At 61.8% G+C, this 25,827-nt stretch carries 15 protein-coding genes and 2 pseudogenes; 10 read left to right on the plus strand and 7 right to left on the minus strand.

All coding sequences use genetic code 11. The features are described from left to right. Positions 1-53 precede the first annotated feature (53 nt). Complete coding sequence (locus ACZZZ4_RS19005) at positions 54-1,526, plus strand: ATP-binding protein (RefSeq protein WP_463548447.1); 1,473 nt, start codon at positions 54-56, stop codon at positions 1,524-1,526. On the opposite strand, the gene ACZZZ4_RS19010 is transcribed toward ACZZZ4_RS19005, so the two are convergent. Continuing rightward, positions 1,491-4,412, minus strand: coding sequence for an ATP-binding protein (locus ACZZZ4_RS19010; protein ID WP_463548448.1), 2,922 nt, complete (start codon positions 4,410-4,412; stop codon positions 1,491-1,493). The genes ACZZZ4_RS19005 and ACZZZ4_RS19010 overlap by 36 nt on opposite strands. 134 nt (positions 4,413-4,546) lie before the next feature. Next, the gene (locus tag ACZZZ4_RS19015; protein ID WP_129999099.1) at positions 4,547-4,975 is read right to left on the minus strand and encodes a helix-turn-helix domain-containing protein; all 429 of its coding nucleotides are present in this window, start codon (positions 4,973-4,975) and stop codon (positions 4,547-4,549) included. Between the two features lie 235 nt (positions 4,976-5,210). On the opposite strand from ACZZZ4_RS19015, the gene ACZZZ4_RS19020 reads away from it, so the two are divergent. From ACZZZ4_RS19020 to ycaC, 6 genes are all read left to right on the plus strand, one after another. Further along, positions 5,211-6,194, plus strand: coding sequence for an MBL fold metallo-hydrolase (locus ACZZZ4_RS19020; protein ID WP_463548449.1), 984 nt, complete (start codon positions 5,211-5,213; stop codon positions 6,192-6,194). Between the two features lie 54 nt (positions 6,195-6,248). After that, the gene (locus tag ACZZZ4_RS19025; protein ID WP_039762138.1) at positions 6,249-7,172 is read left to right on the plus strand and encodes a LysR family transcriptional regulator; all 924 of its coding nucleotides are present in this window, start codon (positions 6,249-6,251) and stop codon (positions 7,170-7,172) included. Between the two features lie 1,830 nt (positions 7,173-9,002). After that, positions 9,003-9,416 (plus strand): DoxX family protein, encoded by a 414-nt coding sequence (locus ACZZZ4_RS19030; RefSeq protein WP_039762826.1) that lies wholly within the window; start codon positions 9,003-9,005, stop codon positions 9,414-9,416. Further along, entirely contained in the window at positions 9,409-10,035 is a 627-nt protein-coding gene (locus ACZZZ4_RS19035) for an antibiotic biosynthesis monooxygenase (protein WP_463548450.1), read from the plus strand. Before ACZZZ4_RS19030 ends, ACZZZ4_RS19035 begins: the two co-directional genes overlap by 8 nt. Before the next feature lie 40 nt (positions 10,036-10,075). Beyond that, the gene (locus ACZZZ4_RS19040) at positions 10,076-11,914 is read left to right on the plus strand and encodes an amidohydrolase (protein ID WP_101159884.1); all 1,839 of its coding nucleotides are present in this window, start codon (positions 10,076-10,078) and stop codon (positions 11,912-11,914) included. Between the two features lie 68 nt (positions 11,915-11,982). Continuing rightward, positions 11,983-12,606, plus strand: coding sequence for an isochorismate family cysteine hydrolase YcaC (ycaC, locus tag ACZZZ4_RS19045; protein ID WP_016774080.1), 624 nt, complete (start codon positions 11,983-11,985; stop codon positions 12,604-12,606). An 88-nt stretch (positions 12,607-12,694) separates the two neighbouring features. On the opposite strand, the pseudogene ACZZZ4_RS19050 reads toward ycaC, so the two are convergent. Together ACZZZ4_RS19050 and ACZZZ4_RS19055 are read right to left on the minus strand one after the other, a co-directional pair. Then, a pseudogene (locus ACZZZ4_RS19050) lies at positions 12,695-14,121 on the minus strand (mechanosensitive ion channel domain-containing protein). 107 nt (positions 14,122-14,228) lie between these two features. Further along, the gene (locus ACZZZ4_RS19055) at positions 14,229-15,251 is read right to left on the minus strand and encodes an alpha/beta hydrolase (RefSeq protein WP_463548451.1); all 1,023 of its coding nucleotides are present in this window, start codon (positions 15,249-15,251) and stop codon (positions 14,229-14,231) included. 159 nt (positions 15,252-15,410) lie between these two features. On the opposite strand from ACZZZ4_RS19055, the gene ACZZZ4_RS19060 reads away from it, so the two are divergent. Continuing rightward, positions 15,411-16,310: a LysR family transcriptional regulator gene (locus ACZZZ4_RS19060; protein ID WP_463548452.1), complete on the plus strand. Its 900-nt coding sequence runs from the start codon at positions 15,411-15,413 to the stop codon at positions 16,308-16,310. Between the two features lie 134 nt (positions 16,311-16,444). Here the strand turns inward: ACZZZ4_RS19060 and ACZZZ4_RS19065 are convergent, their stop codons facing one another. The 3 genes and pseudogenes from ACZZZ4_RS19065 to gspG form a co-directional block, all read right to left on the minus strand. After that, the gene (locus ACZZZ4_RS19065) at positions 16,445-16,951 is read right to left on the minus strand and encodes a hypothetical protein (RefSeq protein ID WP_463548453.1); all 507 of its coding nucleotides are present in this window, start codon (positions 16,949-16,951) and stop codon (positions 16,445-16,447) included. Positions 16,952-17,025: 74 nt separating this feature from the next. Then, positions 17,026-18,213 carry a type II secretion system F family protein gene (locus ACZZZ4_RS19070; protein WP_460118098.1) on the minus strand — a complete coding sequence of 396 codons (1,188 nt, stop codon included), beginning with the start codon at positions 18,211-18,213 and terminating at the stop codon, positions 17,026-17,028. A 15-nt stretch (positions 18,214-18,228) separates the two neighbouring features. Then, positions 18,229-18,656: pseudogene (gene gspG, locus ACZZZ4_RS19075) on the minus strand (type II secretion system major pseudopilin GspG). Positions 18,657-18,862: 206 nt separating this feature from the next. Here gspG and ACZZZ4_RS19080 point away from each other — a divergent pair. Next, entirely contained in the window at positions 18,863-19,471 is a 609-nt protein-coding gene (locus ACZZZ4_RS19080) for a lytic transglycosylase domain-containing protein (protein WP_415763080.1), read from the plus strand. 200 nt (positions 19,472-19,671) lie between these two features. Further along, complete coding sequence (gene mnxG, locus ACZZZ4_RS19085) at positions 19,672-25,497, plus strand: manganese-oxidizing multicopper oxidase MnxG (RefSeq protein ID WP_463548454.1); 5,826 nt, start codon at positions 19,672-19,674, stop codon at positions 25,495-25,497. Positions 25,498-25,827 lie beyond the last annotated feature (330 nt).

Genomic DNA, 25,827 nt, shown 5'->3' on the forward strand with positions numbered 1-25,827 from the left:
CCGCGTCGGCTGTGGCGGTTGTATCGTCACGCAAGGGTGCCAAGATGTCTGGCATGACTAATCACAACGACACAAACCACGGTCGGGTGCTGCGTTTTGGCCCCTACACCTTTCATGTGCGCCAACGCTTGGTTCTCGAGGGAGAGCAACCGCTGCGCATGGGCGGGCGCGCCATGGACATTCTGCAGGTGCTGCTCGAGCACGCGGGAAGGGTGGTCAGCAAAGAGCAGTTGATTGCTCAGGTCTGGCCGACGTCGATTGTCGAAGAGATCAATCTGCGGGTGCACATTGCGGCGCTGCGCCGTGCACTCGGCGATGGCACCAAAGGCCAGCGTTACATCATTCACGTGGCGCAATGCGGCTACAGTTTTATCGCCCCGGTGGAGCAGGACCCAAATGATGCGCTGCCCATGCCCGCCGCCGGGCTCAAGCCGCTGCACAATCTTCCGGCTCGACTGACACCCGTCAGTGGTCGCGACGCTTTGGTCGGCAGTCTGGTTCGACAAATGCCGGTGTGCCGCTTGATGACGATTACCGGTGCGCCAGGTGTTGGCAAAACCACGGTGGCACTGCGCGTGGCAGAACTGCTGCTGCAATATTTCCGCGATGGCGCCTGGTGGATCGACCTTGCCAACCTCGAAGATGAAAAATCGCTGCTCGATTACGTGGTGCACGCCCTGAAGACAGACCTTTCCACGCTGACCGGCCGGCACGCCTTGTTGATACTGGACAACTGCGACCACCAGCGCGACAGCTGCGCGGCTCTGGCTGAAACTCTGTTGCACGCGGCGCCTCGCTTGTCGATTCTGGTCACCGGTCGCGAAGCCTTGCATGTCGCGCACGAGACCGTGCATTTCGTGCCGCTGTTGGCGATCCCCAAGCGCTCGACATTGAACACCGTCGAAGAAGCCTTGGGCTATCCGGCGGTGCAGTTGTTCGTCAATCGGGCGCGAGCGCGGCAGCATGGCTTCAGTTTGCGTGAACAGGATTTGCCGGGTGTGCGCGAGATCTGCCGTCAACTGGACGGTCTGCCGCTGGCGATCGAACTCGCCGCAGCGCAGATCGACGCGCTGGGTTTGATCGGTCTACAGGCCCAGGTTGAAAACGGTCTGCAGTTGCTCGGTCAAGGCCGGCGCACCGCGGAACCGCGCCATCAGTCGATGGCGGCTGCCATCGATTGGAGCTTTCAGTACCTGACGGAAACGCAGCAGCGCGTGCTGCTGCGTCTGTCAGTGTTCGGCAGCGGGTTTACCCTGGAAGCTGCAGTGAGCGTGGTCAGCTGCGCGGAGCTGGCCGGCTCCAGGTTGACTTCAATCATCGAAGACCTAGCGCGCAAATCGTTGCTGATTCAGCAACCCATCCAGGCAAAGGTTCGCTATTGGATGCTCAACACCGTGCGCCGCTATGCGCGTGATCAGCTTGAGCGCAGCGACGAGTGGCTTGAACTGGAACAGCGTCATGCGCGCTATCTCAGCCGAGCGCGCAACATGTCAGGCCGGGCACTGGTCGCGCAGGCTGTCGATTAGCCCGCGCACCTTGCGCAAGTCCGGGGTGGCGTAGCCTTCGGTAAAGCGCTGGTAGATCGGCGTGAGCAGATCCAGTGCTTCGCGGTGGCGCGATTGGCGGTGCCACAGTTCAGCGAGATCCGTGGCGCTACGCAGTTCCCAGGCCAGCGCGCCCTGGTTTCTGGCAATGTCGAGAGCTTGTTGCAGGGTTTGTTCGGCTTGGGTTGCAGCGGTGTCCGAGCGGGCCGATTCGCGAGCAGGCTCGCTCCCACAGGAATCAGCGCACAACCCGGAATTTGCGCCCGACGACGACCCCTTGTGAGAGCGAGCCTGCTCGCGAAGCGGCGTTTGTGAATGCTTCAACAATGCCGCCGCCCGTGCCCGCAATATTTCCGCCGTACTCCAACCCGCGTCCCCATTGCGTGCTCGCTCGACCATTGCCTCATCGACAAAGCGCTCATCCAGCGTAACCATCACTTCCCGGATCAAACCGCTGCTCTGCGTCGATACCGGCGCGGCATTGTCTGGATCGATCACTTGGGCATACTGCCGCCCCCAGTTATTGAACAGCAGCACCGAATGCTTCTGTGATTGTTCCAACAACAATTGCAGCAAGGCGCGGGCATTGTCGCGGTCACCGTTGTAATGGGCGATCAGGCAACTGGCCAGCGCCAGGGTGTAGCAGATCGAGGTCCCGTGGTTGATCTGCACGGCAATATCCAGCGCCTGCCGTGCGGCGCGCCAAGCCTGCTCGGGCAGACCCTGCAGCCACAGCACTCGTGCCAGTACCGTCAGTGAAGCAACACTCTGGTCGTACTGCACGCCAAAACCATGGGTGAAGCGATTGAGATGGCCGCTGTGGGCCATGCGTTGCAATACCTGCTCGGCATGCACGCGAGCCTGCGGTTGGTCACCGGCATAGTGCAAGGCCAGCACCCGCAAACGATGTGTGCTCAGTGATAGCAGTGGCTCGCCGTGCACGCCGATGCGGTCGAACTGCTCACTTTGCGCCAGTGCCATGCGGTAGTGTCCGCAGCTCAGGTTGACCGCCATGTGCCCCGATATCGCACGCAGTTGTCCGGCCAGATCGCCATGTTCTTCGGCTAATCGGCAGGCGTCGACGAACGCCTGGATGGTTTGTGGCGTGCCGCCCCAGGTGTGATAGCTGGCGCTGCCGAGCGCCAGTTTCAAGGCGATTTGCAGGCGAGGGCAGGGCTGTGAGAGCGAGCCTGCTCGCGAAGGCTCCAGCAGGCTCAGTGCCTGGCGCACATAGCGGCTGTAATCGCGCAGCAACGACAGCTCCTGCCACAACGGTGCCGAAGCGGCAGCCAGTTGCACGCCCAGCTCATCGGGTCCCGGCCCGTTGAGGCTCCAGTCCAGCGCCGCGCGCAAATCCTCCAGACCCCGGGCATAACGCTCCATCCACAGCACGGTGGGGGTGTTATCCCAATCCGCTTGCGCCTGCTGCATCAGCGCCAGGCAACGCTCGGCGTGACGTTGGCGGGTTGCGCTGAGCTCGTCGGCCTGTTCGAGTCTTTCCAGTGCGTAGTGGCGGGTGGTGTCGAGCAAACGGTAGAAGACATCTTCGTCGCCCACTTCGACGCTCAGCAGGGATTTGGCCACCAGTTGTGTGACGGCGCTGAACACCGCGCCGGGATCGATCTGCTGGCCGATTACTACTGCTGCTGCCGAGGCGAGGCTGAAGCTGCCACGGAAAATGCCCAATCGCCGCAGACAGGTTTGCTCGCAGACATTGAGCAGGTTGAAACTCCAGTCCATCGTCGCGCGCAGGGTCAGGTGTCGCTCGGCGCTGCTGTGGTGTCCGGCCGACAATGGCGGCAAGCCTTCGCGCAACTGCTTGAGCAGTCCGTCCATGCCCAATTCGCTGACCTGAGCGGCGGCCAGTTCCAGTGCCAACGGAATGCCGTCCAGGCGCTGGCAGATCTCGATCGCTTGCGGCAGTTCGGCGTGACTCAGTTGAAAGTTTTCCCGGGCAGCCGTGGCGCGTTCGACAAACAATTGCAGCGCAGCAAAGCCCAGCGCTTGGGCCGGGTCCATCGGCGTCGACATGGACGGGCATTCGAGTGACTCCAGACGCTGCACAAACTCGCCCTCAGCACGCAGGCTCTCGCGGCTGGTGGCGAGGATATGCACCTTGGGCGCGCCGCGCAGAATTTGCTCGCTGAGCGACGCGACCGCATCGATCAGGTGCTCGCAGTTGTCGATGACCAACAGCATTTGCCTTTCATGCAGGCCAGCGACCAGATCCACCTGTGCATCGCCTTCGGAGGCGGACAAGTCGAGCAGCGTCGCCAAGTGCGAGCCGATCAGCGCGGGATCGGCGATGGGCGCCAAGTCCACCAGGCGGATGCCGTCGCGATACTGGCCAATCAGCTGTTCGGCGACGCGCAGGGCGACGGTGGTCTTGCCAATGCCGCCAGGGCCGACCAGGGTGATGCAGCGTCGGCGCGGCAGTTGCGCAATCAAGTGATCGACCACCGGCTGGCGGCCGATCATTCGCGTGCGGCGCAGCGGCAGGTTGTGTCTGGCGACGGGCATCGCCGGTTTTTGTTCGATGCTGTCGAGGAGGGTGGGGGCGACAAAACTGTAGCCGCGCTGCGCCACGGTGACGATGTAGCGCTGACCGTTCTGTCCGTCGCCCAGCGCCTTGCGCAGCGCCGCCATGTGTACGCGCAGGTTGATGTCTTCAACGACACTGTCTGGCCAGACCCCGGCCATCAGTTGCTGCTTGCTCACCACTTCACCGGCGTGGGCCAGCAAAATCAGGAGGATGTCCATCGCCCGCCGTCCCAGGCGCAAAGGCTGTTGGCCTTCAAGTAGCAGTCGTTGCCCGGGATGAATCCGATAGGGGCCAAAGGCAATGGCCTGATTCGGGGGAAAACTCAACAGCGCGCTCCTGCGGTAATGCGACGGACAGGGCGAACCAGTGCCTGGCACATGCGCAGGCCGTCTGATCCGGGGTGTCCGGGCATAATCCTCAGGTTTTGGCATCAGTGCAACGGGTGGCGTAACGGCAGCAGTCAAAACACAGGCTGCGCGGCGGTGTTTTTCGGTTTGCCCATGACCCGACAGCGCCAGGCGAAGGGATTGATGCCCTCGCTGCGGGTGAACATGTGGCAGAAGTGCGCCTGATCGCAGAAGCCGCATTCCAGGCTGATTTGCGTCAGACTGAGGTCAGTGTGCTGGATCAGCAACTTGGCCCGGGCCAGACGCTGGGCGCGAATCCAGTCCTGTGGGGACAGGCCGGTGCTGCACTTGAACGCGCGGGAGAAATGACTGCGTGACAGTGAACAGGCACGGGCGAGTTCAGCCACTTCGAGACTTTCGCCCAGGCGATCGAGGATCAACTGTTTGATCTGACGTTCGCGCTGCGGACTGAGTCCGCCAGTCGCGTTTTTCCGCGGTTCGCAGGCAGGGGCGAGGGCGACGGTTTGCTGTAGATAAGCCATGGCCAAGGTCCGTGTCGGTGGGGAATACACGGTCGGCGCATTCCCTCAGGTCAAAAAAGCAACGCTGCGCAGAGGTCTTCATTGTTGGGCGAGGGCGTGAGGCTGACGAGTTAATCGTTGTTAATTTCCTTGCTGAGGCTGCAACTCAGCACATCCTTGCAAGTCAGCGCCCGGTGCTTTGCGCGACGATGTCGACCAAGCACGGCCGCCGTCGGCCAGGTTCAAGGGGAATGCAATGAAAGTCTTGGTTAAAGCAGCGACGACCGTGGCGGTGATGCTGGCAATGTCTGGCGCGATGGCGCAGGCGCCGCAGGTGGGCACTCAGGCGCCGGGTTATTTCCGTTTGGCGGTGGGCGATTACGAAGTCACGGCATTGTTCGACGGCTACAACGATTTGTCGCCGAAGTTGTTGCAGGGCATGAGCCAGAGCCAGATTCGCGCGCTGCTCGCACGCCGTTCGATTGAAACCCCAGCGGTGCAGACCGCGTTCAATGCGTTCCTGGTCAACACCGGCAAACAGCTGATTCTGGTAGATACCGGCGCCGGGCAGTGCATCGGCGCCACCGCCGGGCAGCTTTCGGCCAACATGCAGGCCGCCGGCTACAAGCCTGAGCAGGTCGACACGATTCTCTTGACGCACCTGCACCTCGATCACGTCTGTGGTCTGGTCGATGCAGAGAAAAAACCGCTGTTCGCCAACGCCACCGTGTATGCGGCCAAGGCCGAGGCCGACTACTGGCTCGATCCGGCAGCGCTGGCCAAGGCTCCCGCCGGCGCCAAAGAGTTTTTCAAAATCGCCCAGAATTCCACCGCGGCCTACGTTGCCGCCGGTCGCTTCAAGACTTTCGCCCCCGGGCAGTCGCCGTTGCCAGGCTTGGTCGAAGCCACCCTCGAAGCCGGGCACACGCCGGGCAGCACTACGTATCGCTTCACCTCGCAGCAGCAGAGCATCGTGTTCATGGGCGATCTGGTGCACAACCTGGCGGTGCAGTTTCTGCACCCGGAAGTGTCGATCGGTTTCGACGTCAACAGTCAGCAAGCGATCAGCAGTCGGCAGGCAGTGTTCCGTGCTGCGGCCGCGAGCAAGACCTGGGTGACGGCCGCGCATTTGCCGTTCCCGGGCATCGGCCACATCACCGCCGAGGGCAAACATTTTCAGTGGGTACCGGTGGAGTACGGTCCGTATAAACGCGCGGCGAAAGTGCCGTTGATCGAGTAAAGTGCCCAGCGCCTGTGGCAAAAAGCGTCTGACACCGATAAGGAAACCACGCCCATGAACCGTAACGATCTGCGCCGCGTCGACATGAACCTGCTGGTGATTTTCGAAGCGCTGATGTTCGAAAAGAACCTGACCCGCGTTGCCGAAAAACTGTTCATGGGCCAACCGGCGGTCAGTGCTGCGCTGGGGCGCTTGCGTGATCTGTTCGACGATCCGTTGTTGCTGCGCAATGGTCGCGGCATGGAGCCGACGGCGCGGGCGCTGGCGATCCTCAAGGAGCTGCAACCGGCCATGGATGTGATTTCCGGTGCGGTCAGCCGCGCCAAGGAATTCGAACCGGCGAGCAGTTGCGATGTGTTTCGCATCGGTCTGTCGGACGACGCCGAGTTCGGTCTGTTTCCGCCGCTGTTGCGCCAGCTTCAGCAGGAGGCGCCGGGGATTGTCGTGGTAGTGCGCCGCGCCAATTATCTATTGATGCCGGCGCTGTTGGCCTCTGGAGAAATCTCCGTGGGTGTCAGCTACACCACAGATCTGCCGGCCAACGCCAAGCGCAAGAAGCTGCGTGATATTCCCTGCAAAGTCCTGCGCGGCGATGATCGTCCGGGGCCGCTGACCCTCGATGAATATTGCGAGCGTCCGCACGCGATGGTGTCGTTCTCCGGTGACCTGAGTGGCAATATCGACCTCGATCTGGCGAAGATCGGCCGCTGCCGCCGGGTGGTTCTCGGTGTGCCGCAGTTCAGCGGCTTGCGCGCCTTGCTCGCCGGTACCGAGATGATCGCCACGGTGCCGGATTACGCCGCCTGTGCCTTGGTCGAAGGCTGCGCCCTGCGTGCCGAAGATCCACCGTTTCCGATTGATGCGGCGCAATTGTCGATGGCCTGGAGCGGGGTGCATGACAACGACCCGGCGGAGAAGTGGCTACGCTCGCGCATCAGTCAGTTCATGGCGGCGCCGCTGGATATTCCAGCGCTTTAACTCATCTCGATTACACAAGCAGTTCTCCTGTGGGAGCGGGCTTGCTCGCGAAAGCGGTGTGTCAGGCAATGTGGATGTGGCTGACCTCACGCCTTCGCGAGCAAGCTCACTCCCACATTGTTTTGTGATGGTCTGCAAACTGAATGCACGCCGCCAATCCCTGTGGGAGCGAGCTTGCTCGCGAAAGCGCTTTGCCAGTCAACATAGATGTGACTGACCTGACGCCTTCGCGAGCAAGCTCACTCCCACATTGTTTTGTGATGGTCAGCCAATTGAATGCACGCCGCAGATCCCTGTGGGAGCGGGCTTGCTCGCGAAAGCGGTATGCCAGTCAACATAGATGTGACTGACCTGACGCCTTCGCGAGCAAGCTCACTCCCACATTGTTTTGTGGCGGTCTGCAAACTGAATGCACGCCGCAGATCCCTGTGGGAGCGGGCTTGCTCGCGAAAGCGGTATGCCGGTCAACATAGATGTAACCGACCTGACGCCTTCGTGAGCAAGCTCACTCCCACATTGTTTTGTGATGGTCTGCAAATGGGATGCGCGCCGCCAATCCCTGTGGGAGCGGGCTTGCTCGCAAAAGCGGTATGCCGGTCAACATAGATGTGACTGACCTGACGCCTTCGTGAGCAAGCCCACTCCCACATTGTTTTGTGATGGTCAGCCAATTGAATGCACGCCGCAGATCCCTGTGGGAGCGGGCTTGCTCGCGAAAGCGGTATGCCAGTCAACAGGGATGTAACCGACCTGACGCCTTCGCGAGCAAGCCCACTCCCACATTGTTTTGTGATGGTCAGCCAATTGAATGCACGCCGCAGATCCCTGTGGGAGCGGGCTTGCTCGCGAAAGCGGTATGCCAGTCAACATGGATGTAACCGACCTGACGCCTTCGCGAGCAAGCTCCCTCCCACACTGTTTTGTGAGTCTGCAAACTGAATGCACGCCGCCAATCCCTGTGGGAGCGGGCTTGCTCGCGAAAGCGGTATGCCAGTCAACATAGATGTGACTGACCTGACGCCTTCGTGAGCAAGCCCACTCCCACATTGTTTTGTGATGGTCAGCCAATTGAATGCACGCCGCAGATCCCTGTGGGAGCGAGCTTGCTCGCGAAAGCGGTATGCCAGTCAACATGGATGTGACTGACCTGACACCTTCGTGAGCAAGCCCACTCCCACACTGTTTTGTGATGGTCAGCCAATTGAATGCACGCCGCGAATCCCTGTGGGAGCGGGCTTGCTAGCGAAAGCGGTATGCCGGTCAACATAGATGTGACTGACCTGACGCCTTCGTGAGCAAGCCCACTCCCACATTGTTTTGTGATGGTCTGCAAACTGAATGCACGCCGCCAATCCCTGTGGGAGCGAGCTTGCTCGCGAAAGCGCTTTGCCAGTCAACATTGATGTGACTGACCTGACGCCTTCGCGAGCAAGCTCACTCCCACATTGTTTTGTGATGGTCTGCAAATGGGATGCGCGCCGCCAATCCTGTGGGAGCGAGCTTGCTCGCGAAAGCGCTTTGCCAGTCAACATGGATGTGACTGATCTGACGCCTTCGCGAGCAAGCTCGCTCCCACATTGTTTTGTGATGGTCAGCCAATTGAATGCACGCCGCAGATCCCTGTGGGAGCGAGCCTGCTTGCGAAAGCGGTATGCCAGTCAACAGGGATGTGGCTGATCTGACGCCTTCGTGAGCAAGCCCACTCCCACATTGTTTTGTGGTTGGCAGCAGAGTGTCCGGTGGTCTGAAACGCAACTAAGCACACCCATCCAATTTCTTCCGCCCCGGCATTGGCATGATTCCCGTCAATGACATTCAAAGGGTCGGGTCATGATTGCTACGAGGGATGAACAGGCGCGCGACATCGGGTTGCTGTTCCTGCGGGTCAGCGGTGGGTTGTTTCTGTTGTGGGTGCACGGCTTGCCCAAGTTGCTCGACTTCACGGCGCAACTGCAACTGATCGAAGACCCGTTCCACCTCGGCGCCCACCTGACTCTGAGCCTGGCGATCTTCGCCGAAGTTCTCTGCCCGCTACTGATCGTCGCCGGTGTGCTGGCGCGATTGGCCTGCTTGCCTATTCTCTTTGTGCTGCTGGTGGCGTTGCTGGTCGTGCATCCGCAATGGAGTGTGGCCGAAGGGCAGTTCGGCTGGTTGCTGTTGATTCTTTTCACCACTGTATTGATCGCCGGGCCCGGACGGCTGGCGATTCCTGTTCGTTTGCCCGGAGTGCTGCGTTATGCCTGAAGTCCTTAATCAACAAGCACCGGGGGCCGATGAGACCGTCACGTTGATCATCAAACACTCGGTCAAGGCCGGTTTCGAATCGGCGTATGAAGCGTGGCTGCGCAACATCGTGCGCGTCGCCGGCCAGCGCGCAGGGCATTTGGGTGTGGATGTGGTACGTGGCAAGCGCGGACGTCTGGATTTCTACACGTGCGTATTGCGCTTCAGCTCCACCGAAGCGATGCAGGGCTGGCTGGAATCCTCCGAGCGTCAGGCGCTGGTGGCTGAAGCCGCGCCGATGCTGGCTGACGGTGATCAGACCGAAGTCGCCCCGGTCAACGAATTCTGGTTCTCGCCCTCGGGCGATGCCGCTTCGCCGCCGCCGCGTTGGAAGCAGGCGGTGGTCTCGCTGCTGGTGATTCTGCCGCACACCTTGCTGGTGCCGCTGATCTGGGGCCCTTTGCTGGCGCTGCATCCATTGCTTTCCAACTACGTGGTCGCCACGTTCCTGATCACCCTGACCATCGTCCTCTCGGTGGTCTACGTGGTGATGCCGCCGGTTACCCGTTTGTTTACTCCGTGGCTGGAAGCCAGTCAGGCCCATGAACACCTCGATTCCCAAGAAACCTCGCCGCGTTGAGCGGGGTTTGCTTCTTTTCACTTTTGCTTGAGGAACTGCGATGAGCGCCGATCTGATTTTATTCAATGGCCAATTTCATACCGTAGACCGGGAAAAACCACTGGCCAGCGCCGTGGCGATCAAGGACGGCCGCTTCGTCGCCGTTGGCAACGACGCCGAGGCCATGGCCCTCAAAGGCAGCGCCACACAAGTGGTCGACATGAAGGGCCGTTGCGTCATTCCTGGTCTCAATGACTCGCACTTGCACCTGATTCGCGGCGGTTTGAACTACAACCTCGAACTGCGCTGGGAAGGCGTGCCGTCGCTCGCCGACGCGCTGCGCATGCTCAAGGATCAGGCCGATCGCACGCCAACCCCGCAATGGGTGCGCGTGGTCGGTGGCTGGAACGAATTCCAGTTCGCCGAAAAGCGCATGCCGACCCTGGAAGAAATCAACCAGGCCGCGCCGGACACCCCGGTGTTCATCCTGCACCTGTATGACCGCGCCTTGCTCAACCGCGCCGCTCTGCGTGTGGCCGGCTACACCCGCGACACGCCGAACCCACCAGGTGGCGAGATCGTGCGCGACAGCAATGGCAACCCGACCGGCATGTTGGTCGCTCGGCCGAACGCGATGATTCTCTACTCGACTCTGGCCAAGGGGCCGAAGCTGCCGCTGGAATATCAGGTCAACTCTACTCGTCAGTTCATGCGCGAACTCAATCGCCTCGGCCTGACCAGTGCGATCGACGCCGGCGGTGGTTTCCAGAATTATCCGGACGATTACCAAGTGATCGAACAATTGGCCAAAGACGACCAGTTGACCGTGCGCATCGCCTACAACCTGTTCACCCAGAAGCCGAAAGAAGAGCTGACCGATTTCCAGAACTGGACCGGCAGCGTCAAGTTGCATCAGGGCGATGACTTCCTGCGCCACAACGGCGCCGGCGAAATGCTGGTGTTCTCCGCCGCCGACTTCGAAGACTTCCTCGAACCGCGTCCGGACCTGCCGCAGACCATGGAACAGGAACTGGAGCCGGTGGTGCGCCACCTGGTCGAGCAGCGCTGGCCGTTCCGTCTGCACGCCACGTACAACGAGTCGATCAGCCGCATGCTCGATGTGTTCGAGAAGGTCAACCGCGACATTCCATTCAATGGTCTGCCGTGGTTCTTCGACCACGCTGAAACCATCACCCCGCAAAACATCGAACGTGTGAAAGCGCTGGGCGGCGGCATTGCGATTCAGGATCGCATGGCGTTCCAGGGCGAATACTTCGTCGATCGCTACGGCAAACAAGCCGCCGAAGCCACGCCACCGATCAAGCGCATGCTCGCTGAAGGTGTGCCGGTTGGTGCAGGCACCGACGCTACGCGCGTGTCCAGTTACAACCCGTGGACCTCGCTGTACTGGATGGTCAGCGGCCGCACCGTTGGCGGTCTGGCCCTGTACGAAGAAGGTCTGCCACGCAGCACCGCGCTGGAACTGTTCACCCACGGCAGCGCCTGGTTCTCCTCGGAGCAGGGCAAGAAGGGTCAGATTCGCGTTGGTCAACTGGCAGACCTCGCGGCACTGAGCGCGGACTTCTTCAGCGTTGAAGAAGAAGCGATCAAGTGGATCGAGTCGGTGATGACCGTGGTCGGCGGCAAGATCGTCTACGCCGCCGGCGATTTCGAAGACCTCGGCCCGCGTTCGATTCCGGTGCTGCCGGACTGGTCGCCCGTGGTCAAGGTGCCGGGCCACTGGCGCCCGAACTCGCCGTTGCAGGCGCAGGTTCACCAGTGCAGCGGGCCTTGCGCCGTGCACACCCACAGCCATGAAAAAGCGCGTATGTCGAATGCGCCGGTCAGCGATTTCGCCGGTTTCTGGGGCGCGTTCGGCTGTTCCTGCTTCGCGTTCTGAGTTTGAAAAAAGCGTCGGTCATCAGGGCCGGCGCTTCCCGCAACAACCATCCATCCAGGAGTTTTGCCATGAGCGTTCCTTACAAGCGTCTGAACAAAGATGATGCCGTCGTCCTGCTGGTCGACCACCAGACCGGTCTGATCTCGCTGGTGCAGGATTTCTCGCCGAACGAGTTCAAGAACAACGTGCTGGCACTGGGCGACATCGCCAAGTTCTTCAAGCTGCCGACCATTCTGACCACCAGCTTCGACGCAGGTCCCAACGGCCCGATTGTGCCTGAGCTGCTCGAGCAATTCCCTGACGCGCCGTTCATTCAGCGTCCAGGCCAGATCAACGCCTGGGACAACGAAGACTTCGTCAAAGCGATCAAGGCCACCGGCCGCAAGCAACTGATCATCGCCGGTGTAGTGACCGACGTTTGCGTAGCTTTCCCGACCCTGTCGGCGATTGCTGAAGGCTTCGAAGTGTTCGTCGTGACTGACTCGTCGGGTACCTTCAACACCACCGTGCAACAAGCGGCGTGGGCGCGTATGTCCGCCGCCGGTGCACACCTGATGAACTGGTTCGCTGTGGCCTGCGAGCTGCAGGGCGACTGGCGCAACGACATGGAAGGCCTGGCGCATCTGTTGTCCGAGCGTCTGCCTAACTATCGCAACCTGATCAACAGCTACACCAAGTTCACCGCCAAGTAAGAAAATCGAAAGATCGCAGCCTTCGGCAGCTCCTGCATGGGAACGCATTTTCACTGTAGGAGCCGCCGAAGGCTGCGATCTTTTGCTGTTAGCGTTTTTGCAACCAACCCAAAAACCACCTTTTTTCACCGCCACCGGTTTGGCCATCAACGCGAGGCGACTGTTCTGCTGACGCACCGCCTGCAACTTGTTCAAGGCCCGGCCGACTTCGCTGCGCTTGTCCATGCACTCACGGGTCAACTGCTTGTCGAGACGATAGATGATGCTCGACGTCAGCGCCGTGAACGTCGCTTGCGACGGTGTATCGGCAAGAATGCTCTGCTCACCCATGACTTCGCTCGGCCCCATGCGCCCGGCCTCGGTCTGGCCATTGCCGTCCGGCACCGTCGCGCTGACCACGCCCGTGGCAATCACGAACAGACTGTCCGGCACCTCGTCCAGATCCAGTACCACCTGACCCGCCGTGTACTGCTGCGCGACCATCGACTCAGCGAGGCGATCACGTTCCTCACTGCTCAGCGAGCGGAAAATCTTCACCTCATCCAGCAATGCGCGAGCACGGCTCGACGGTTCGATCACGCCGTCGGGATGCCGGGAAATACCCGCCGCTTCGAGATGGCGGTGGGCGAGGTCGAACAGTTGATTGCGCACTTCGCTCTTCTTGCCCAGCTCAGCGATGAAACCGCTGGCAACGTATTCCGACATGGTTTCGCCGGCCTCTTTGAGTACGGCTTTCGGCGCCGGGCTGAGCAGCAGAGAACTGCTGCCCTGCAAGGTGCGATCAAGGGCATCCAATACCCGCCGCGGACGAATGTGATTCGGCACTTTGATACTGATCGAGACGCCGTGCATGTTGTTCGGTCGGCTGAGATTGACGATTTTTGCCTTGGCCGCCACCGAGTTCGGTACAACCGCCATGGTGCCGGCGCTGGTCAGCAGGTGCGTGGCGCGCCAGTCGATATCGAAGACCTTGCCTTCGACGCCGTCGATCATCACCAGATCGTCCACCTGATACGGCTTGGTGGTGTTGAGGACGATGCCGGAAAACACGTCGGCGAGGGTGCTTTGCAGCGCCAGACCGACCACGATGGCGACCACCCCGGAAGTGGCCAGCAGACCTTTGACCGGCAGCTCCAGCACGTAACCGGCTGCCGCGACAATCGCGACCAGAAACACCAGCGCGCCGATGACATCCTGCAGCAAGCGCCCGCTGTGACCGATGCGGCGCATCAGCGCCAGGCCGATCACTTCGGTCAGCACCCGTGCTGCGTACAACCACCAGAGAATCCCCAGCGCCGTCGCACCCAGCTGCGCCACGCGATCATCGGCGAACAATGGAGCCTGCAACGGGCTGACACCGGCATTGATCACCAGCGCGCTGAATGCCAGAAACAGTGCCAGACGTACGCCGACTCGCGGCGCGCGATGGCTGAAGGGCGAGAAATGCCAGAGTGCGGCGTCGAGCAGCAACAGCACAGCGCTCCAGGACAGCAGGTGGGCGTAGAAAAGACTCATGACCGGTACTCCGCGACGCTGGTGAGAAAAAGATCGCAGCCTGCGGCGGCTCCTACAGGGAATCGTATTCCAGGGTAGGCGCTGCCGCAGACTGCGATCTTTTGCTTTTATGGATTCAGATGAGTCTTCAGCTCGGCTGCCGCTTGGCGCACCGCAGCCTTAACCTCTGGTATCTGGCTCAGCGGATTGAGCAGACCGAAGTCATGAATCATCCCGTTGTAGCGCACCGAGGTCACCGGCACGCCGGCCGCATCCAGGTGCCGCGCATAGCCTTCGCCTTCGTCACGCAGCACGTCGAACTCGGCGGTCTGCACCAGCGCAGCGGGCAGGCCCTTGAGCTGTTCGGCGCTGGCGTTGAGCGGCGAGGCATGGATCTGCGCACGTTCGGCCGGGTTGGTGGTGTAGTTGTCCCAGAACCACTGCATCATGCCTTTGGTGAGGAAGTGGCCCTCGGCAAATTGCTGGTACGACCCGTCGTCGAACTGCGCATTGGTCACCGGCCACATCAACAGCTGGAAGCGCAGCGCCGGGGCTTTCTGCTCTTTGGCCATCAACGCTACGACCGCCGCCATGTTGCCGCCGACGCTATTGCCGGCCACCGCCAGACGCTTGCCATCGACACCGATGTCCTTGCCGTGCTCGGCCACCCATCTGGTCGCAGCGTAAGCCTGGTTGATTGCGGTCGGGTACTGCGCTTCCGGCGATGGCGTGTAATCGACATACACCGCAACAGCGCCCGAGCCGACCACCAGATCACGAATCAGGCGCTGATGCGTCGGGAAGTCACCGAGCACCCAGCCGCCACCGTGGAAGAACATGAACACCGGCAACTCGCCCTTGACCTTGGCCGGACGCACCACTTTCAGGTTGAGGGTCTGGCCATCGACCTTGATCGCCTTGTCGCTGACTTCCACACCGGACAGATCAACCTTCACCGAGGCCTGCGCACCGGTCAGCACCGCACGGGCGTCTTTCGGGCTCAGTTGCTCCAGCGGACGACCACCGCCAGCGGCGAGGGCATCGAGGAACGCTTGGGTGTTGTGTTCGACGCCAGGGCTGCCGGCGGCGAAAGCGCTGCTGACGGAGAGGGCGAGGAGGGACGCGGCGAGGGTTTTCTTTACGATGTTCATGGTGGAAATCCTTTTGAATGATTTTGATTGTTTGCCTGAGTTGCGGGCTGCTGTGGCACTGGGTTTGCGGCCTCAGCAACACCGTGAGCACAGATTAATGGGCTGCTGAAAAGCGAAAAAGCGGCTATAAAGCGTTTAACTGTCCACCAGAGAGTGACAATGAACCCGTTCGAAGACATGCGTATTTTTTGCCAGGTCATGGACTCCGGCAGCTTCACCGCCGCGGCCGACCAGTTGGGCCTGTCCAAGCAGTTCGTCAGCCGCCGTTTGATGCAACTCGAAGAGCGCCTCGGTGTGCGCTTGTTGAATCGCTCGACCCGCCGCCTCGACGTCACGCCTCTGGGGCAGAGCTATTACGAATCGGCGTTGCGCTTGCTCGCAGAAGTGGAGCAGGTCGAGCAGGGCATCGCTGGCGAAACCGCGGAGCCGCGCGGCACGATTCGCCTGAGCGCGCCGCTGTCGTTCGCCGTGGCGCATCTGGGTTGTCTGCTGCCGTTGTTCCTGCAGCGTTATCGCGAAGTCACCGTCGAGGTCGATTTGAGCGATCGCCCGGTCGACCTGCTCGGCGAGGGCTACGACCTGGCCCTGCGCATCGGCGTACTGGAGGACTCGACACTGATCGCCCGCCGCATTGCCAGCATCGAACGGGTCTACTGCGCCAGCCCGGCCTACCTCGCTGAGCGCGGCACACCGCTCAAACCCGAAGACCTGCACAGCCATGACTGCTTGCCGTACGGTCACGGACGCTCGGTGCAATGGCGCTTCAACGAAGCGCCGGGCAAACCGGTACTGATCAACGTCGCCGGGCGCATGCGCGTCAACAACGGCGAACTGCTGCGAGACGCGGCGGTGCAGGGGATGGGGATTACCTATCTGCCGACCTTCATCGTCGGTGCGGCGCTGAAGGACGGGCGGCTGGTGCCGGTGCTGGATGATTTACGCCCGGAGCCACTGACCTTGTCAGCGGTATATCCGCAGCATCGCCAGGCTTCGCGGCCGGTGCAAGCGCTGGTGGAGTTTTTGCGTGAGAAGCTTAATCAGAGCCACGTGAATCTTTGATCCCTACGCCGACCGAACTGTGGGAGCGAGCCTGCTCGCGAAGGCGATCATTCAGACGCTGAGGTGCTGACTGAACCAACGCTTTCGCGAGCAGGCTCGCTCCCACAGTAACTTGTCGGCAGTTTCAGGGCCGCTCAGTTGGCGCGCTTGTCATCGCCTGGTTCGCCACCGACATGCACGCCATGGTCATCGCCTGCTTCACCGGCTCGGTGGACACCATGGTCGTCGCCTACCTCGCCAGCGCGATGGACGCCATGGTCATCCCCAGGTTCGGCGTGGGTGCCGCTGCGGCCGGAGGAGGAAGACGCACTGTTGCCCGAGTGGCCCGAGCCATGGTCACTGCCGCTGTGGCCACTGTTGCCGCCACCTCCGCTGCCGCTGTTGCCGCCTCCGCCATGGCTGCCGCCGCCACCGCTTCCTCCGCCACTGCCGTTACCGCCACTCCCGCCACCATTGCCACCATGACTGCCGCCACCTCCACCTCCACTCCCGCTACCTCCGCTTCCACCACTCCCGCCACCGCTCCCCCCATCTTTGGCATGTGCACTGGACACCCCGGACAAACTGTCCGGAATCATTACGGTAGACGCTGACAGAACGGCGCCGATGGCCATTGCCAGCACGAGCTTTTTGATCTGCATATCGTTCTCCGTGTTTATGGTTTTGTTTGGGAACGCACAGTGCGTTGCTGCCGGGATCCGACCCGTTCCCGTGGTCAGTGAATACTCGAGGCCAACTCGAAAATCGGGATGTACATCAGGATCACGATGACGCCGATCAGCAGGCCGATGAAAGTCATCAGCAATGGCTCGAACAGTTTCACGAACCATTCCAGCCAGCGGCTGATTTCCTCGTCGTAGAAGTCGGCGCTGCGCTCCATCATCTGACCGAGGTTGCCGGACTGCTCGCCTGCCCGCAGCAGACGCAGCGATACCGGCGTCACCAAGTGATTGAGCTCCAGCGCGGCTGACAAGGACTGGCCCTCGCGGACCCGTTCGCAGGCTTGATCCAGGCGCGTGCGCGAGGCCACGGTGAGCAAGCCTCGAACCATGCCCATTGCCGTCACCAGTGGAATTCCGCCCTGCAGCAGAATCCCCAGCGAGCGATAGAACCGCGCCAGCTCATACATGAAAATCCGTTGATGCACGGCCGGCAGTTTCTCCACCAGGCGATCCAGCCCACGGCGAAACGCCGGCTGTTTCTGCGCCACGGCGAGGGCAATGACCAGCGCCGCCAAGGCGCCAAAGAACTGCGCCTGGTGCGCATGCAGAAACATGCCGCTGCTCATCAATACCTGCGACAGCCACGGCAGGTTATTGCCCAGCCCTTCAAATACCAGACTGAAACGCGGCACCACGTAGCCCATCAGGAACAACACCACGCCACCGCCGACCACCAGCAAGAGCATCGGGTAGATCGAAGCACTGATGATTTTCTGCCGCACCTCGTCCATGCGCTGGCGATAACTGACGTAACGCCCCAATGCATCGCCGACCGCGCCAGTCTTCTCGCTGGACTGCACCAGCGCCACGTACAACGGCGGAAAAACTGCCGACAACTGCGCCAGCGCCTGTGAGAAGGATTTGCCTTCGTAAAGCAGGCGCACCAATTCGCTGAGGGTCTTGCGCGCAGCGGGGGCGCTTTCCTTTTCGGCGAGGCTTTCCAGCGCATCGATCAGCGGCAGGCCTGCGTTGAGCAGGGTGGTCAGTTCCTGGCTGAACAGCACCAGGTTGAAGGTCTCGCGCTGACGCAGTTTCAGCGCACGCCAGTGCTTGTCGGCGTGCACACTGAGCACCCGCAGACCCTGGTCCTCGGCAATCCGCCGCGCTTCGCTGTCTCCCGGCGCTTCGACGCGCATCGACACCACGCCGGCCTTGCCGACCGCTTTGAGATGAAATCGCATGGGGCCGCGCTCCGCTCATTGCCAATTGGTGACTTCAGCGTTCTCGCCTTCGCCGCCGGGCTGGCCGTCCTTGCCCATCGACAGCAAGTCGTACTCGCTGTTTTCGCCGGGGTAGCGGTAGGCGTAATTACGGCCCCATGGATCCTGCGGCAGCTTTTTTGCAGGTATGGGCCGGTCCATTTCGCCTCATCACTGGGTGCCAGTACCAGCGCCTGCAAGCCTTGTTCGGTCGACGGGTAATGGCCGACTTCCAGGCGGTACAGATCCAGCGCTTTGCTCAGACCTTCGATTTGCGCCTTGGCCACCTTGACCTCGGAGCGACCGAGCTGGGCAAAGTATTTCGGCGCGACGATACCGGCCAGCAGGCCGAGCACCACCAGCACCACGAGCAATTCAAGCAGGGTAAAACCGCGTTGGCCACGCGGACGAAAGGGCCGCTTCATGATGATCTCCCGTAGATGGCAATCGAGTCGCCATAGGGGCCTATGCAATTGCCATGCTCAGCCCCGCAGGAAACCATCTGCCGCGCTGGAGGCCTTGTTATTCGGGCCTTGCAGAAAACGGCACAGTGCTTGCGTAGAGCTCGATCGTGATCGGCCACTGGGGCATTTCCCCCAATTTATCGGGGGCCGGTCCGGGGAGGCCCGACATGAAATTTCTCGCCAGTGGATTGCTCGGATGTGCGCTGCTCAGCGGCGCCGCGCAAGCCGATGTCTTCATCTCCGTGGACGCCAAGGGCAGCTACGTGCTGTCCAACGTGCATCGGCCCGGACGCACTTACGAACGAGTCATTCACGAGGCGGACGCGGCAGTGGCCAGCCTCGACCAGCAGCCACAGATGATCGCCAATCAGCCTTACGCAGAGCTGGTTTCCGCAGCGGCCAAAGTCAACCAGTTGCCCGAGGCGCTGTTGCACGCGGTGATCAACGCCGAGTCGCATTACAACCCCGGCGCCACCTCAGCCAAAGGCGCGGGTGGGCTGATGCAATTGATGCCCGACACCGCGCGCGAGCTGGGCGTGACCGACGTCTATGACCCCAAGGCCAACATCCAGGGCGGGGCCAGATACCTCAAGCGCCTGATGACCCTGTTCAACAACGACATCGCTCTCGCCGTGGCGGCTTACAACGCCGGCCCGGATGCGGTGCTCAGCCGTGGTCGGGTGATTCCACCGTTCGCCGAAACTCAGCGCTATGTGCCGAATGTGCTGCGCCAGTACCGGCGTCTGCAGGGCTTGGCGATGGATGCGCCGTTGTGAGCCCTTTACCCGATTCCCCACTTTCGGGGCCAACCGGGCAGGCCCGGAAAGTGGGGCAAACGGGTGGGGAATATCCCCCGGATTCTCAGGTCGGCGCTTTAACTGACTGATATGCCGAAGGATTTTTTGTGGCACGCGGCTTGCTCCGGGGCATTTGTGCAGAAGTGTTCCAAAGAGCACCCACTACGAGGTTACCGATCATGGCTGGCTTTCCTCACGTTCCATCCCTGATTAACGGGTTGTTGATAATGGCCTCGCTGCTCAGCGTCGAACTGGCCGGCGCGGCGGTACGTTGCGAGCGCAACCTGGTGGCCAACGTCGTGGCGTTCGATCAGCCGCTGATGTTCAACCGCCTCGGTGCGCAAAACGCCAACGGCATGATGTTCGCCCTGCGCCGCGACGTGGTCGATGAGCACGACGTGTCGCTGGCTTACGGTGGCGCGGCGGTGCCAGGCAAGGTTGCGTTGCGGCCTGACAAGCGTCCACGGCCCTTGGTATTGCGGGTGGCGGCTGGGGACTGTCTGACGATCAATCTGCAGAACCTGCTCGACTATCAGGCCAACCCGAACAAGCATGTCGAAGGGGCGGAAGGTGAGGAAAACCCCAACGCGATCGACGCGTTCAAGGTCGATGAGCAAGTGGCTGACCGCCACATCGGTTTCCAGGTCAACGGCCTTCAAGCGGTCAACAGTATCGACGATATTTCATCGTTCACCGGGCGTAACCCCAACACCTTGATCGTGCCGGGAGCCAGCCGTTCCTACACCCTGTTTGCCGAGCGCGAAGGCGCGTTTGCCGTGAGCAGTCGAGGCGCCACATTTGGTGGCGAAGGCGCTGCGGGCAACGTCGCCAACGGGCTGTTCGGCCAAGTGGTCGTGCTGCCCAAGGGCGGCCGCAGCTACCGCAACACGCTGAGCGAAGAAGAAATGCGCCTGGCCACCAGCGGGCGCACGCCGGCCGGGCAGCCGATTGTCGATTACCAGGCACGCTATCCGCAGCGCGAGCCGTGGCTGCGCGAAGGCAAGGCCGGCACGCCGATCATCAACATGGTCGACGGCAACGAAATCATCTCCAGTGAAAGTGACGCGATCGTGATGGGCAGCAACGCCGACGGCAGCTTCCCGCCCAGCACCTATCCGCTGGAGTCGGTGGGCAAACGCAACCCGGCGATCCCGAATCGCTTGGAGCCGTTCCGCGATTTCGCTTCGCAATTCCAGGATGAAACCGCTGCCACCCAGGCATTCCCCGCCTATTGGGCCGACCCGGTGATGGCCCATGTGCTGGAACCGACCCGCGATTCGTTCATGATCAATTACGGCTCCGGCGGCATGGGCGCCGAAGTCGTCGCCAATCGCTTGGGTGTAGGGCCGATGCACGATTGCCTGTCCTGTGCCTATGAGGAATTTTTCCTCAGCTCGCACACCGTTGGCGACGTCGCCATGCTGGTTGACGTACCGGCCAACGCCGGGCTGGAAAACATCGCTCCCGGGCAGACCCCGAACGCCGATCAGATTGGCGTGAAGGCGACCATGGCGCTGTTCCCGTCGGAGCCGTCGAACGTCAATCACAGCTACATCGGCGACTTCGTCAAATTTCGCAATACCCACAACGGTCACGAGCAGCACATCTTCCACCTGCACGGCCATCAGTGGCTGTTCAATCCCAACGACGACAACTCCGATTACGTCGACGCCCAAGGCATCGGTCCCGGTGCCGGTTACACCTATGAAATCGCCAATGGCGGTTCAGGCAACCGCAATCGGGTAGCGGGCGATGCGATCTATCACTGCCACTTCTATCCGCACTTTGCCCAGGGCATGTGGGCAATGTGGCGGGTGCATGATGTGTTCGAAGAGGGCACCCGGCTCGACGTTTCGCAGCAAGGCGCCGACGGCTATCACAGCGAACCGTTTGCCCTGCGCAGCGGCAAACCGGCGGCCGGCGCGCGCGCCTTGCCGGACGGCGAGATCGTCGCCGGCACACCGATTCCGGCGATCGTGCCGCTGCCCGGCAAAGCCATGGCGCCGATGCCGGGCAAAGTCGTGGTAGTGCCGAAAATCGGTGAAACCCTGATTGCCGGCCATGATGACGAGGTTGATGAAGAAGAGGGCGATGATGACGGTGAGCACCATGGCGGCAACGCTGGTGGTCAAGCCATCGGCTCCCTGGCGCTGGTCGATCGCAGCGAAGCCAACCGCAATGCTGACGGCAGCCTGAAAAACCCCGGCTATCCGTTCTGGATCGGCGGCATGGAAAGCTCGGTCGGCCAACGTCCGCCAACCCCGCCACTGGACATGCTCGACGCGGCCACCGCGCAAGCGCTCAAGGCCAGCGGCAAGGCGCTGTGGGCCAACCTCGACCCGGCGCAGTCCGGTGGCTGGGACGGCGGCCTGCAACGGCATACTCTTGACGGCGTGGCGGCCGGAGGCGAGGCGCATACGGTGACCACTTCGCTGGACTTCTCCAAGGAAGTGGTGCGGGCCAAACCGATCTACATGCCCGAGGAGGGCACCGAGGTCGAACAGGCCGCAATGGCCTTCCACGCGAAAAAGGATCACCCGAGCTATGCCTTGCTGCCCGGCAATCAAGTGGTGGCCAAGGCTTTCCGTACCAACGGCGCCTTGCCGATGGCCGGCGCGCCTTACTACGAACCGTGCATGGACGACCGGCAGAAACGCTTGACCAACAGCGCCGGCAGCGGTGAATTCAACAGCGGCGAGCGCATCGATGGCCTGTCGTTTGTCGGTGCCTCGACGTTCACCGCCGACCGGCCACGGATTTACAAGGCTGCCAACATTCAGTTCGACGCGGTGTACAACAAAGTCGGTTATCACTTCCCGCAGGCGCGCATTCTCGCGCTGTGGGAAGACGCCTGGCCGGTGATCACCAAACAGCGTCCGCCAGAGCCGCTGGTGATGCGCATGAACACCTTCGACTGCGTGCAGTACCAGCAAACCAACCTGGTGCCGGCCACGTACGAGATGGACGATTACCAGGTGCGCACACCGACCGACGTGATCGGTCAGCACATCCACCTGCCAAAGTGGGATCTGACTTCCGCCGATGGTTCGTCCAACGGCTGGAATTATGAGGACGGTGTGCTTTCCCCGGGCGCTGTGCAGGAACGCATTCATGCCATCCGTGCGTTCAACCAGTGCGAGGGCAGTGACCCGCGCGACGGTACTCAAGCCTGCCCGAAAGCCAAGGCACACCCGTTCTTCGGTCAGTACGGACGGGCTGACTGGGTTGGCGCGCGCACGGCGATGCAGCGCTGGTTCGTCGACCCGGTGGTGAACATCAAAGGTGTCGATCGCGGCCTCGGCACGATCTTCACCCACGACCACCTCGGCCCATCGACGCACCAGCAGATCGGGCTGTACGCCACGGTGCTGGCGGAACCGGCCGGTTCGACCTGGCTGCACGCCGAGACCGGCGAGCCGTTGTACAGCGGCGCGCGTCAGGACGGCGGGCCGACGTCGTGGCAAGCGGTGATCAACACCGGTGACCTCGATGGCGACGGCAAGAACGACAGCTTCCGCGAGTTCTTCCTTGAATACAGCGACTTCCAGCACGCCTATGAAGCCGGCGTCTACGTCGGTGCCGGACCCAATGGCGTGCCCAATGCGCAAGCGTTCCCGGCCACCGCCGACAGCTTCCGCTACGCGATCAATCCGCCAGTGCGCAACAACGCCAGCACTTTGCTTGAAGGCGTGCTGGAAGTGCAGGGCGGTCAGGTGCCGGGCTGTCCGAGCCGGCCGTGTCCGCAGGCGATTTCGGTGGATGACCCGGGCATGTTCGTCGTCAATTACCGCAACGAGCCGCTGGCCCTGCGCGTGTACGACCCGAACAAAGTCGGCCCGGATGGCAAGCGCGGCATGCAGGCCGACGGCCTCGGCGGAGATCTGTCGTTCGCCATGCAAAGCCGCACCGACCGGGCGATCCCGGCGATGAACCTGGCGCCGAACCTGCTCACCGCAGCCACCGGGCCAACCGGCGGCACTACGCTGTTCCCGCCGCACATCAACAAGGGCGGTGCCGAACCGGGCGATCCGTTCACGCCGATGCTGCGTACCTACACCGGTGACAACGTGCGGCTGCGGGTGCATGCCGGGGGCCATGAGGAGGAACACAACGTGACCCTGCATGGCGTGAAATGGCTGCAGAGCGGTTCCGGTTTCGGCAACAGCTCCAACTCCGGCTGGCGCGCCTCGCAGATGATCGGCATCTCCGAACAGATGGGCTTCATTGCGCCGGTGTCGATGCTCTCCAGCTCAGCGGCGACTACGGGCGACTATCTGTACTCGATGGACGCTTCGATCGAAGGCTACTGGAGCGGTATCTGGGGCGTGATGCGCAACTACACCGCCAAGCGCAATGACCTTTTTGCGATTCCCAACAACCCGAGCCCGGCGGGCATGCGTAACACGGTCGCTTTCGAGGGCAGTTGTCCGCGGATCAGCGCCAACCCCAACGGCATCGGCACGCGACCCACTGTGCAGCGCAACTATGAAGTGGTCGCCGCGCTGGCCAACGACATTCTCGGCAATGCCCTGGGCCTGACCATCGGCGATTCCGCAGGACTCGGCCAGCATGTCGGCGGGCCGCTGAATCCGGCCGGTGGAACCCTGGTGCTGAACTCGCGCACGGTGAGCATTCCACAAGTCACGGTGACCGATCCGGAGGACGGCGAAACTATCACCATTGGCGGTCAGAGCGGGCCGTTGCACGACCCGACCGCGATTCTGTATGTGCGCAAAGCCGATCTGGATCCGCTCAGCGGCAAGCTCAAGCCCGGCATCCCGGTCGAGCCGCTGGTGCTGCGCGCAGCGGCGGGGGATTGCATCAATATCACCCTGGAAAACCGTTTGCCGAGCGTGATGCCTGATTTGACTCAGACCGCTGTCATGCAGGGGATGGTCAAGCGCGATCGCAACAGTGGTCTGGGCTCGACCACCTTCAGCAACAACCTGATGCGGCCGTCCAGCCACGTCGGTCTGCACGCGCAGCTGTTGGCCTACGACATCACCAAATCCGACGGTGCCAACGTCGGCGCCAACCCGATCCAGACCGTGCCACCGCGCGTCGGCAACAGTGGCGCGTATCCGACCCGGACCTATCAGTACTACGCCGGGCATCTGGAGCGTGAAGGTAAACCGGTGACGCAGTTGGGCCGCAGTGTTGACAACATCAACGCCACGGCGGTGGAGTTCGGCGGGCTCAACATCACCCCGGCGGACGTGATCAAGCAGCCGCAAAAAGGTCTTGGCGCAGCGATGAGCATCCTGCCGATCGGCGCGACCTGGGTTGACGATGTACGCAAGGTCAACGCCACGGTCACCGCGCCGGGGCAAACCAGCTACCGCGATTTTGTGATGGTCTGGCACAAGGCGTTGAACACCCGTTGGGCCAATGGCCGGCCTGTCGAGGGCATTGCGGCTGAAGGCTTGGGTGTGCCGACCGATCCGCAGGACAACTCGAGCATGGCGATCAACTACAAAACCGAACCGCTGTGGTATCGCTTCGGCCTCGCGCCTGACGCACCGTTCGGGCATGCCGACGGCGCCGGTTACGGCGATATGGCCAACGCGCACATGGCTTACAGCAATGCGCTGATCGGCGGCGATCCGCAAACGCCGGTGCTCTACGCGAAACCGGGACAACCGTTGCGCACGCATATTCTGATGCCCAGCGGCGGCAGTCGTGGCAGCACCTTCCAGCTCGATGGACATGTCTGGTCGGTCAACCCGTTCCAGGCCGAGAAGAGCGACACCGGCGGTTATCCGATGGGCAGTCCGGGCGTCGGTTCGGTGCGCTTCGGCTACAACCCGATGTCGATGTACATCGGCGCCCACGAAAGCATCCTCCCGGCGGCGCACTTCAGCTTCATGATCCCCAGCGCCGGCGGCAGCAACGCGATACCGGGCGATTACCTGTTCCGCGACTACGGCGCCTACGGCAACACCTCCGGGCTATGGGGACTGCTGCGCGTGACCAACGAAGCGGAACCGGCACCGCAGGGGCAGTAGGCACAAACGCAAGGCCTGTAAATGCAAAAAACTGTGGGAGCGAGCTTGCTCGCGAATGGGGGCAGCTCGGTTTTTAAGGGTGAGGTTGCAGACGCTTTCGCGAGCAAGCTCGCTCCCACAGTGGGCAATGGTGGCAGTGAGGGAGTGGGATGGATGCAAATCCCTTGTGGGAGCGAGCTTGCTCGCGAATGGGGGCAGCTCGGTTTTTTAGGGGTGACGCTGGAGACGCCTTCGCGAGCAAGCCCGCTCCCACAGTGGGCAATGGTGGCAGTGAGAGAGTGTGATGGATGCAAATCCCTTGTGGGAGCGAGCTTGCTCGCGAATGGGGAC

The organism is Pseudomonas sp. AC252 (assembly GCF_979258105.1).

Bases quoted from the DNA above. Each gene is read 5' to 3' on its own strand.
- ACZZZ4_RS19035 (WP_463548450.1), top strand. From the start codon at position 9,409: ATGCCTGAAGTCCTTAATCAACAAGCACCGGGGGCCGATGAGACCGTC.
- mnxG (WP_463548454.1), top strand. From the start codon at position 19,672: ATGGCTGGCTTTCCTCACGTTCCATCCCTGATTAACGGGTTGTTGATA.
- ACZZZ4_RS19080 (WP_415763080.1), top strand. From the start codon at position 18,863: ATGAAATTTCTCGCCAGTGGATTGCTCGGATGTGCGCTGCTCAGCGGC.
- ACZZZ4_RS19015 (WP_129999099.1), bottom strand. From the start codon at position 4,975: ATGGCTTATCTACAGCAAACCGTCGCCCTCGCCCCTGCCTGCGAACCG.
- ACZZZ4_RS19030 (WP_039762826.1), top strand. From the start codon at position 9,003: ATGATTGCTACGAGGGATGAACAGGCGCGCGACATCGGGTTGCTGTTC.
- ACZZZ4_RS19065 (WP_463548453.1), bottom strand. From the start codon at position 16,951: ATGCAGATCAAAAAGCTCGTGCTGGCAATGGCCATCGGCGCCGTTCTG.
- ACZZZ4_RS19020 (WP_463548449.1), top strand. From the start codon at position 5,211: ATGAAAGTCTTGGTTAAAGCAGCGACGACCGTGGCGGTGATGCTGGCA.
- ACZZZ4_RS19070 (WP_460118098.1), bottom strand. From the start codon at position 18,213: ATGCGATTTCATCTCAAAGCGGTCGGCAAGGCCGGCGTGGTGTCGATG.
- ACZZZ4_RS19025 (WP_039762138.1), top strand. From the start codon at position 6,249: ATGAACCGTAACGATCTGCGCCGCGTCGACATGAACCTGCTGGTGATT.
- ACZZZ4_RS19040 (WP_101159884.1), top strand. From the start codon at position 10,076: ATGAGCGCCGATCTGATTTTATTCAATGGCCAATTTCATACCGTAGAC.
- ACZZZ4_RS19055 (WP_463548451.1), bottom strand. From the start codon at position 15,251: ATGAACATCGTAAAGAAAACCCTCGCCGCGTCCCTCCTCGCCCTCTCC.
- ACZZZ4_RS19060 (WP_463548452.1), top strand. From the start codon at position 15,411: ATGAACCCGTTCGAAGACATGCGTATTTTTTGCCAGGTCATGGACTCC.
- ACZZZ4_RS19005 (WP_463548447.1), top strand. From the start codon at position 54: ATGACTAATCACAACGACACAAACCACGGTCGGGTGCTGCGTTTTGGC.
- ycaC (WP_016774080.1), top strand. From the start codon at position 11,983: ATGAGCGTTCCTTACAAGCGTCTGAACAAAGATGATGCCGTCGTCCTG.